This is a genomic window from Desulfovibrio sp. DV (genome assembly GCF_001936595.1).
Taxonomy (GTDB): Bacteria; Desulfobacterota; Desulfovibrionia; order Desulfovibrionales; family Desulfovibrionaceae; genus Solidesulfovibrio.
In genome coordinates this window covers 1-8,621 of the sequence record NZ_MLBG01000155.1, presented here as the reverse complement: position 1 = coordinate 8,621, position 8,621 = coordinate 1, and the positions used below count along the sequence as shown (strand labels likewise).

Here is an 8,621-nt window from a genome sequence, read left to right as displayed (position 1 = left end):
ATGATCCCCCCCCGGCAGGGTCCGGGACAGCGTCCCGGCGGGTCCAGGGCAGCGCCCTGGCGGTTGCTTACGGCGTATAGGCCGGCAGGGTCTTTTCGCCGTCCGGGCCGGTGATGATGAAAACATCCAGACGCAGGCCCACGGGCAGCTCGGCCGGGGCGTCCACGTCGATCAGGGTTTCGAGGATGCGGGTATCGTTTTTCTCGGCCGGTTCGTCGGTGCGGATATTTTTCTTGCCAAGGATCCTGGCCACCCGGACCACGGTGCCGGTGAAGCGGCGCTCCCCGTAGGCTTCGGCCATGAGCACGACTTTCTGGCCGGGGCTTATCCGGGAGATGTCGCGTTCATCGACGTCGGCGCGCACGCGCAGCCGGCTGATGTCGCCGACGGTGACCACCGGGGTGTCGAAGGACACGGACACCATTTCGCCGGCCCGGCGGTGTTTGCGCAGCACCACGCCGTTAATGGGCGAACGGATGACGGCCTTGGCGGCCAGGGCTTGGGCTTCGGCCAGACGGGCGCGGGCTTCGGCGGCCTCGGCCATGGCCCGTTTGACGTCTTCCTCGCGGGCCGGGTCGTCCACGAGGCGGAAACGCTGCCGGGAGGCGTCCAAGCGGTCGGAGGCCACCTTGTATTCGCGTTCGGCCCGGTCGGCCTCTTCCTGGGAAAGCACTTCCTGGGCCAGGAGCCGACGGCGGCGCTCGTGTTCGATGCGGGCCACATCCGAGACGGTGCGGGCTTCCTGGAGGGCGGCCCTGGCTTCCTTGCGCTCCATATCGCGGGCTCCGGCCAGGACCTTGGCCAGGGCGGCCTCGCGGGCGGCCAGGGCCTGCTCGGCCGCATCGATGCGGGCGGCAAATTCGTCGGCCGCCAGCCGGGCCAGGATCTGGCCCTGCCTGACCGTGTCGCCCTCCTCGGCCGTGACTTCGGCCAGCTTGCCGGCGATGTCGAAGCCCAGGCGCATTTCCTCGGAGACCGGCTCCACCCGGCCGGGCGCGGCCACCCAGGCGGCGCTCCCGGCCTCGGCGGCGGCCGGGGGCGCTGCCGGGACAGAGGGCGCAAGGACGCCCGGGGCAACGGTCCTGGCCGGCGGGACGGCTTTTCGGGCCGTATTGCTGCGAAGCCACAAGGCCCCGCCGACGATCATGAAGGCGGCCACAAGGAGCAAGGCCGTGCGCTGCATCATAGTGGTTCCTGCCCCTGGCCGGTGATGCGGCCGTCTTCGATGCGGATGACCCGGTCGGCAAAGGCGGCGATGCGGGCGTCGTGGGTGACGATGACTACGCAGCGGCCATGACTGACAGCCAGCTCCCGCAGGAGGGCAATGACGGCTTTGCCGGTTTCGGAGTCCAGGGCGGCGGTCGGTTCGTCGGCGAGAAGGATTTCCGGCTCGGCGACCAGGGCCCGGGCAATAGCCACGCGCTGCTTCTGGCCGCCGCTTAAGTCCCGGGGCAGCACCCGGAACTTGTCGCCAAGGCCGACGGCCTCCAGGGCGGCCCGGGAGCGGGCCACGGCATCGGCCTTGCCGACACCGCGCAAATCAAGCGAGACGCGGACGTTTTCCTCGGCAAAAAGCGTGGGGAAGAGATTGTAGCCCTGGAAAATGAAGCCGAAATGGGCCAGACGCACCCGGGCCAGCTCGGCCTCGGGCAGCCCGGAGGCCTCGCGGCCCATGACGGCCACGCTGCCGCTGGTCGGGGCCAGGATGCAGCCGAGAATGGAGAGCAGCGTGGTCTTGCCGCTGCCGGAAGGCCCCATGAGCAGCACCACCTCGCCGGCGGCAACGGCCATATCCACGCCGCGAAGGGCCGGCACGGCCACCTTGCCCAGGGTAAAGGTCTTGGCCACCCGGCGGGCCTCAAGGAGCGGTTTGCCCGGCAACATGGTCAGGCCCCCCGGAAGACCATGGCCGGGTCGATGCTGGTGACCTTTCGGATCGACACCAGCCCGGCCGTCACGCACATGACGACGGTGAGAAAAAACAGGCCGACAGCCATACCCGGCGGCAGCAGGATGGAGGCCCCGCCACGCTCGGCCAGGGAAACCAGGAAATAGCTGATGGCAATGCCGAAGGCGTAGCCGACCAGGGCGGCAGCCACGGCCTGGGCCACGATGATGCGGTGGATGTAGCCGCCGGGCGCGCCCATGGCCCGAAGCGTGCCGAATTCCGGCAGATGGTCCACGGTGGTGGCGTAGAGGGTCTGGGCCACCACCACGCCGCCAACCACCAGCCCCAGGGAGGCGGCGATCAGAAGGGCCATGCCGGCCCCGGTGGTGAACATCCAGTAATACTGGGTTTTTCCGGAAAACTCCTCGCGGGTGAAAACGTCCACATCGGGAACACCGGCCGCGATGGCGTCGCGCAGGGTCTCGGCCGAAAGGCCGGCAACCGGGCGCACCAGCAGGTAGGTGCTCTGGCCCCGGGCAAAGCCGGCGTATTTGAGGCCGTTTTCAAAGGACGTAAACACGTAGGGCGAGGTGGTAAACGACCGGATGCCGCGGGTGAGCGCCACGACCCTGGCCCGGCGGTCGTTTATTTCGGCCCGGTCGCCAAGGCCGGTTATGCCGAGCTTGCCCAGGTAGAGTTCGTCCACGGCCACGGCGTCGGGCAGGCGCAGGGCGCTTTGGCTGCCGGCGGTCATCGCCCAGGGCCGGCCCAGGCCCGAGGCCGGATCAAAGCCCACCACCTCGATGGATTCCTGGCCGCCGGCCGGCTTTTTCCAGTTGGCAAAGCGCACGATGAACCGCTCGGCCCTGGCCACGCCGGGAATGCCGAGGACCTGATGGAATTTCTGATCGGGCAGGGGGTGGGTGACGTCAAAGTTTCGCACCCCGCGCGAGGCCACCCAGACCTCGGCCTCGGTGTTGTCGATGACACACGAGGTGGCCCGGGTGAAGCCGACAAAAAGGCCGCCCTGGACGGCGATGAGCACCACGGCAAAGACCACGCCGGTCAGCGTGACGGCCAGGCGCACGCGGTCGTGCAGAAGATTTCGCAGTGCAATGCGGATAATCATGGCAAGGGGCCGGCTTTCTTAGGCTCTGCCGGCCCCTTGGCGCTACCGCATCCCGGGGCGGCGGTAAAGGGGAAAGCAGCAGAACGAAAGCGGCGCTGCATCGCTGCAACGCCGCTTTCGCGAAAACGCGGAACGCCAAACCATCAGCCATCCAAGGAGGTTTCGGGCGGCAGCCGGTCGGGTGGAGGTTTCCCTGGCGTCTGCCCCCCGGGCACCGGGGTCATCTGGTCTTATACAAAGGCCGTGCCAAATGCGAAAAACGGCTGCAAGCGGCCCGGCAGGCCGCCTGGCCGCAAAAGGCCGGCTGCCAAAATGCCAACGCGCCCGACGATTGTGTAGGGCGCGCGACAATTTTGTAGGCCGGACCGGCGGCTACTGCATCCGCACCGCGCCCTCGCCGGCGAAAAAGACCGCCCCGGCCGGAGGCGGCCCCTTGGGAGCCACGGCGTTTCGCGCCTTCTGGGAGCCGAAGATCGCCTTGTAACCAAAGGAAATGGCATAGTTGCCGGCCGCGTCGCCAGCCGGGGACAGGTCGAATTCAAAGGGCACGACCGCGCCCTCGCCCAGGGCCATGCCCTTGTAGGGCTTTTCGCTCGTGGCAATGACCTCGCCGGCCGGATTTCGCAGATAGGCGGCCAGGGTCAGTTCCTCCAGGCGGTCCACCCAGGGCGGCAGAGCGTCGACAATCGGCACGGCCCGGCCGTGGATGCGGTAGCCGTCGCCGGCCGGCTTGCCGGTGAATTCAAACCGGAAATACTTCATGGCCAGGGTCGTGGGCGTGGCCGCCACCACCGGCCGGGACTCCAGATGCGACACCGTGGTGCGGGCGCAGCCGGCCAGCAGGCCAAGCAGCAGCCCGGCCAGGACCACAAGCCTGCACCCCCCAAACAATCGCGCGACATCCATGTCTCCCCCCTTTACGCGGTCCGGCCTCATGTTGCGTTCGGTCATTTCCGGTCAACGCGCCGCTATTTCCCGGGCGGGCCGGCCAGGATCATCTCGGCCAGGGTCAGGTCCACCTTGGGCGGACGGCCGGGCCGGCTGCCCCACAATTCCATCTCCAAAGCCGCCAACCGGCGCAACAGCGGCGTGCGGTCCATGGCCTTGCCCCCGCCGGCGGCGGTCAGCTTCTGGCACGGGCCGCAGCCCGGAAATTCGCGGATGCTCATGCCGGCCAGCAGCACGTTGGGCACGCCGTGAAGCCGGCAGATCATGAACCGGTGCTGGTAGAGGCCGCACAACCCGTCGTCGTTGACCGGGCACATGGCCGTTGGCGTCTGCCCGTGGGCGAGGCTCTCGCGCACGGCCTCGACATAGGCCCGGGCCCTGGCCTCGTAGGCTTCCCGGCGCTCGGGCGCAAGCTTGGCCAGGCCCTCGTGGAGATAGAGCCACTCGGCATGGGTGTGGTGCTGAAAAAAACTCACGCAGCAGTTGTCTGCGCAGCCGGCGCAGTCAAGCCCGGTAGCGGCAGCGGCAGCGGCATAGGCCGCGTCCATGTCGGCGTAGAGCGAGGCCAGTTTTTTAAGCACCCCACGGGTGCGCGAGGCTGGAAACGATGCGGTCACGACTGGATTCCTTGCAAAATGTGTTCGAGGCAAGTCTCGGGCGTCACCCCGCAGCTCACCACCGTGACATCGGCGGCAGCGGCGTACAGGGGTTGGCGCTCGGCATAGACATCGGAAAGGGTCATGCCCCGGGGCATGACAAAGGCGCGCTGCCCGGGATCGCCCACCCGGGCCAGAAACGTGGGCAGGTCGATGGACAGATAGACCACCGGCCCCATGGCTTTCAGCCGCTCCATGGCCCGCGCGCCGTAGACCACAGACCCTCCCGTGGCCACCACGCAGCGCTTGAGGCCAAGCCCGGCCACCACGGTTTCCTCGATGGTCAGAAACCCGGGCAGCCCGCAGCGCTCGAGGATGTCCGGCAGGCGCGCCCGGCAATGGGCCTCGATCAGGCGGTCGGTGTCCAGGCAGGCCCAGCCCAGTCGCCGGGCCAGCAGGGCGGCCAGCGTCGATTTCCCGGCCCCGGCCATGCCGATAAGGCTCACGCACCGTTCATCCGATACCCGGCCGAGAAGTGTGGGTTCCATGCCTGCCGCGCCCCGTTCCCCTGTTGTTTGCCCATCCTAGCCTATTTCCGGCGGAATTCAAACACGCACCATCCGACGTTGTCAGCAGGCCGGCCTTTGGCTACAAGGATGCTCCCGACGACGCGCTTCGCTGTCGGGACGAGGAAGGCCATGTCGGAAAATTCGCTCCACATCATCTCTGCCTACGTCGAGGACGCCAGCGCCCTGCGCCTGCGGTTTTTCGCCGAGAACGCGGAACTCGTCGACAAGACGGCCCGGACCATGGCCGTATCCCTGGCCCGGGGCGGCAAACTCCTTTTTTGCGGCAACGGCGGCTCGGCTGCCGATGCCCAACATCTGGCCGCCGAGTTCGTCAACCGGTTCGAACTCGAACGCCCGCCCCTGCCGGCCCTGGCCTTGACCACCGACTCATCCATCCTTACCGCTATCGGCAACGATTACGGCTACGACCGGGTGTTCGCCAAACAGGTGCAGGCCCTGGCCGCGCCGGGCGACGTGGTGGTCGGCATCTCCACCTCGGGCAACAGCCCCAATGTCCTGGCCGCCCTGCGCGCCGCCCGCGACAAGGGCTGCGCCACCGTGGGTCTGGCCGGACGCAACGGGGCCATCGTGCCCCTTTGCGACTATGCCCTGCTCGTGCCCCACGAACGCACGGCGCTCATTCAGGAAGTGCACATCACCATCGGCCACCTCCTGTGCAAGCTCGTGGACCACTACCTCTTCGAGGCGGTCATGGAGCTTGGACCCTATCTCGAAGACCGATAAGACGACGCCTCCGGCCCCAGGCCGGCCATGCCCCAAGGAGCCTTTGCCATGCCCATGTACGAATACTGCTGCAACAAATGCGGCGCACAGTTTGAAGAGATCGTTTCCAGCTCGGCGACCACCACGCCGGCCTGCCCCAAATGCGCCTCGGGCGACACGAAAAAACTCATGTCCGCCTGCCGCACCCGCACCGGTGCCGGCCAGACCGGGGCGCGCACGGCCACGTCCTCAGGCGGCGGCTGTTCCGGCTGCGCCGGCGGCAACTGCGCTTCCTGCCACTAAGAGACCCGCTCCAGGCAACCCCGGAAACCGGCCCGCACCCGGTCTTTTGCAAACGGCGCTGGCCGGTCCACGCCAAACCCGCTCCCGAAGCGCCCGGATATATATGCGCCAAACACTCGTCATCGCCACCCGCGGCAGCAAACTCGCCCTGTGGCAGGCCAACCATGTGGCCGCCCGGCTGCGCGAAACCTACCCGGGCCTGACCGTCGACCTGCTGCCGATCAAGACCAAGGGTGACATCATCCTCGACGTGCCCCTGGCCAAGGTTGGCGGCAAGGGCCTGTTCGTCAAGGAAATCGAGGAAGCCCTCCTCGACGGCCGGGCCGATCTGGCCGTCCATTCCATGAAGGACGTGCCGGCCGAACAGCCCGAAGGCCTCGTGGTCGGCATCATCCCCGAACGCCAGGACCCCTGCGACCGCCTGCTGTCCGTGGCCTACGACTCCCTGGCCGCCCTGCCGGCCGGGGCCACCGTCGGCACCAGCAGCCTGCGCCGCAAAGCCCAGCTCCTGGCCCTGCGCCCGGACCTGTCCATCATCGACCTGCGCGGCAACCTGGACACCCGGGTGGGCAAGCTCCTGGACGGCCAGTTCGACGCCATCATCGTGGCTGCCGCCGGACTCAACCGCCTGGAGCTTTCCGCGCCCAAGTCCGTGCGCCTGGGGCCGCCGCAGTTCCTGCCCGCCGCAGCCCAGGGGGCGCTTGGCCTGGAATATCGCCTGGACGATCCGGAAACCGCCGCCATGCTGGCCTTTTTTGACCACGCCGAAAGCCATGACACCGTGGCGGCCGAACGCGGCTTCCTCGCCCGCCTGGAAGGCGGCTGCCAGGTACCCATTGCCGCCTACGCCACCCTCAGCGGCGACACCCTGCACCTCGAAGGCCTGGTGGCCGATCCCGAAACCGGCAAGACCTTCCGCGACGCCACCTCCGGCCCGCGCACCCAGGCCGTGGCCCTGGGCCAGGCCCTGGCCGACACCGTCCTGGCCATGGGCGCAAAAACCATCCTCGACGCTGTCTATACGAGCAACACCTGACGCATGGCCAAATCCATCGTCAAAAATCTGCTCTTCGGGCTCGTGGCCGCCGGCATCCTGGCGGCCATGGGCACCATGGCGCTGCAAAGCCGCCTCAACGTCCACCCCGACGAGCTCGACCACGTCAACGCCGGCCGCTATTTCATCCAGTACTGGGATTTCCCGGCCCTGGACGACCCCAGGCTCTCCAATACGTTCAGCAACTACGGCGTCACCTACCTGCAGCAGCTCGATGTCGTCTATTTCTTTGCCGGGAAATTTGCCAGGATTGTCGGCCCGTTCGTCGCAGCGGACTACATCGCCCTGCGCTTTTTCAACATCTTTCTCTTCGCCGTCCTCATGGGCCTGTTTCTCCGGCTGCCGGACGACCGTAAAATTTCCTTCCTGCCGCTGTTTATCACGCCGCAAATCTGGTACGTTTTCAGCTATTTCAACGGCGACGCCTTTCCCATGTTCCTGTCGTTCTGCATGGTCTACGCCGTGGCCCGCCTCGATCCGCCGGCCATCCCGGGCTCTGCCGGCGAAAACGCCGCCCAGACGCGCCGGCTTTTGGCCCTGGGCGTGCTGCTTGGCTTCGTGTGCATCTCCAAACAGAACTACTACGTCCTGGCCGGCTTCACCCTGGCCTTTTTTGGCGTGTGCGGCCTCGACGCCCACAACTTCAAAGCCGCCGCCAAAAACGCCGCTCTGGTCTTTCTCGTGGCTGCCACGCTTTTTGGCGCGCGCTGGGGCTACAACGTCTACGTCAACCGCACCGTGCGGCCCGAAGTGCCCACCCTAAACGCCGAAAAGTACGCCATCAAAGACTACAAGCCCTCCTCCCAGGAAGCCGGCACCCAGTTCTGGGGCCTGCGGATGCGCGAACAGGGCCTGACCTACCCCCAACTCTTCTCCATCTGGACCTGGCATATCTGGACGTTTCGCACCTCGTTTGGCGTCTACGACTACATGAAAATCTATGCCCCCTTCATCTATTACCGCTACGTCGGCTACGTCTTCTGGGCCCTGGCCGGCGCCCTGGCCGTGTCCCTGGTCCTGCACGGCGGCCGGGGGGGCATTCCCGCGCTCCTGGTCTTCCTCATCTTCGCGGGCCTGACCGTCTTCCAGTCCACCTGGCACTCCTGGGTCAACGATTTCCAGGCCCAGGGGCGCTATCTGTTCCCCATCGGCGCCATGGCCGGCATGACCCTGGCCCGCTTCGCCAAGGCCGCCAACCGGACCCTGCCCGTCACCGGCGTCCTGGCCGCCGCCATGCTGGTCCTGTCGCTCTACTCGTTTTTATGGGTCGGACTGCCGCAGATTCCGAAATAGCCCTGGCCGGGACGCTGTCCCGGACCCTGGCAGGGCGCTGCCCTGTACCCGCCGGGGGGGATCTTCCCCCCCCGGACCCCCTGAAAGGGGGTGCATGGTGTGGACGGGGTAAGGAACT

The 8,621-nt window shown here is 67.1% G+C and carries 10 protein-coding genes; 4 read left to right on the top strand and 6 right to left on the bottom strand.

What is annotated here, in order from left to right; genetic code table 11:
* Nucleotides 1-67: 67 nt before the first annotated feature.
* From DVDV_RS20815 to thrB, 6 genes are all read right to left on the bottom strand, one after another.
* Entirely contained in the window at nt 68-1,186 is a 1,119-nt protein-coding gene (locus DVDV_RS20815) for an HlyD family secretion protein (protein ID WP_075356494.1), read from the bottom strand.
* Nucleotides 1,183-1,884, bottom strand: coding sequence for an ABC transporter ATP-binding protein (locus DVDV_RS20810; RefSeq protein ID WP_075356493.1), 702 nt, complete (start codon nt 1,882-1,884; stop codon nt 1,183-1,185). Before DVDV_RS20810 ends, DVDV_RS20815 begins: the two co-directional genes overlap by 4 nt.
* Before the next feature lie 2 nt (nt 1,885-1,886).
* A complete protein-coding gene (locus DVDV_RS20805) occupies nt 1,887-3,017 on the bottom strand; it encodes an FtsX-like permease family protein (RefSeq protein ID WP_075356492.1) in 1,131 nt (376 codons plus the stop codon).
* A gap of 372 nt (nt 3,018-3,389) precedes the next feature.
* Complete coding sequence (locus DVDV_RS20800) at nt 3,390-3,923, bottom strand: hypothetical protein (RefSeq protein ID WP_075356491.1); 534 nt, start codon at nt 3,921-3,923, stop codon at nt 3,390-3,392.
* 62 nt (nt 3,924-3,985) lie between these two features.
* Nucleotides 3,986-4,582, bottom strand: a complete 597-nt coding sequence (locus tag DVDV_RS20795) for a hypothetical protein (protein ID WP_075356490.1) — start codon at nt 4,580-4,582, stop codon at nt 3,986-3,988.
* The gene (thrB, locus tag DVDV_RS20790) at nt 4,579-5,109 is read right to left on the bottom strand and encodes a homoserine kinase (protein WP_075356489.1); all 531 of its coding nucleotides are present in this window, start codon (nt 5,107-5,109) and stop codon (nt 4,579-4,581) included. The genes DVDV_RS20795 and thrB overlap by 4 nt, the downstream gene beginning before the upstream one ends.
* A 150-nt stretch (nt 5,110-5,259) precedes the next feature.
* On the opposite strand from thrB, the gene DVDV_RS20785 reads away from it, so the two are divergent.
* The 4 genes from DVDV_RS20785 to DVDV_RS20770 all read left to right on the top strand — a co-directional run bounded on the left by DVDV_RS20785 (nt 5,260) and on the right by DVDV_RS20770 (nt 8,503).
* A complete protein-coding gene (locus DVDV_RS20785) occupies nt 5,260-5,874 on the top strand; it encodes a D-sedoheptulose 7-phosphate isomerase (RefSeq protein WP_075356488.1) in 615 nt (204 codons plus the stop codon).
* A gap of 48 nt (nt 5,875-5,922) precedes the next feature.
* Nucleotides 5,923-6,156 (top strand): zinc ribbon domain-containing protein, encoded by a 234-nt coding sequence (locus tag DVDV_RS20780; RefSeq protein WP_075356487.1) that lies wholly within the window; start codon nt 5,923-5,925, stop codon nt 6,154-6,156.
* A 103-nt stretch (nt 6,157-6,259) separates the two neighbouring features.
* On the top strand, nt 6,260-7,192 hold the full coding sequence (gene hemC, locus DVDV_RS20775; RefSeq protein ID WP_075356486.1) for a hydroxymethylbilane synthase: 933 nt from the start codon (nt 6,260-6,262) through the stop codon (nt 7,190-7,192).
* Between the two features lie 3 nt (nt 7,193-7,195).
* On the top strand, nt 7,196-8,503 hold the full coding sequence (locus DVDV_RS20770) for a hypothetical protein (RefSeq protein WP_075356485.1): 1,308 nt from the start codon (nt 7,196-7,198) through the stop codon (nt 8,501-8,503).
* Nucleotides 8,504-8,621: the final 118 nt, after the last annotated feature.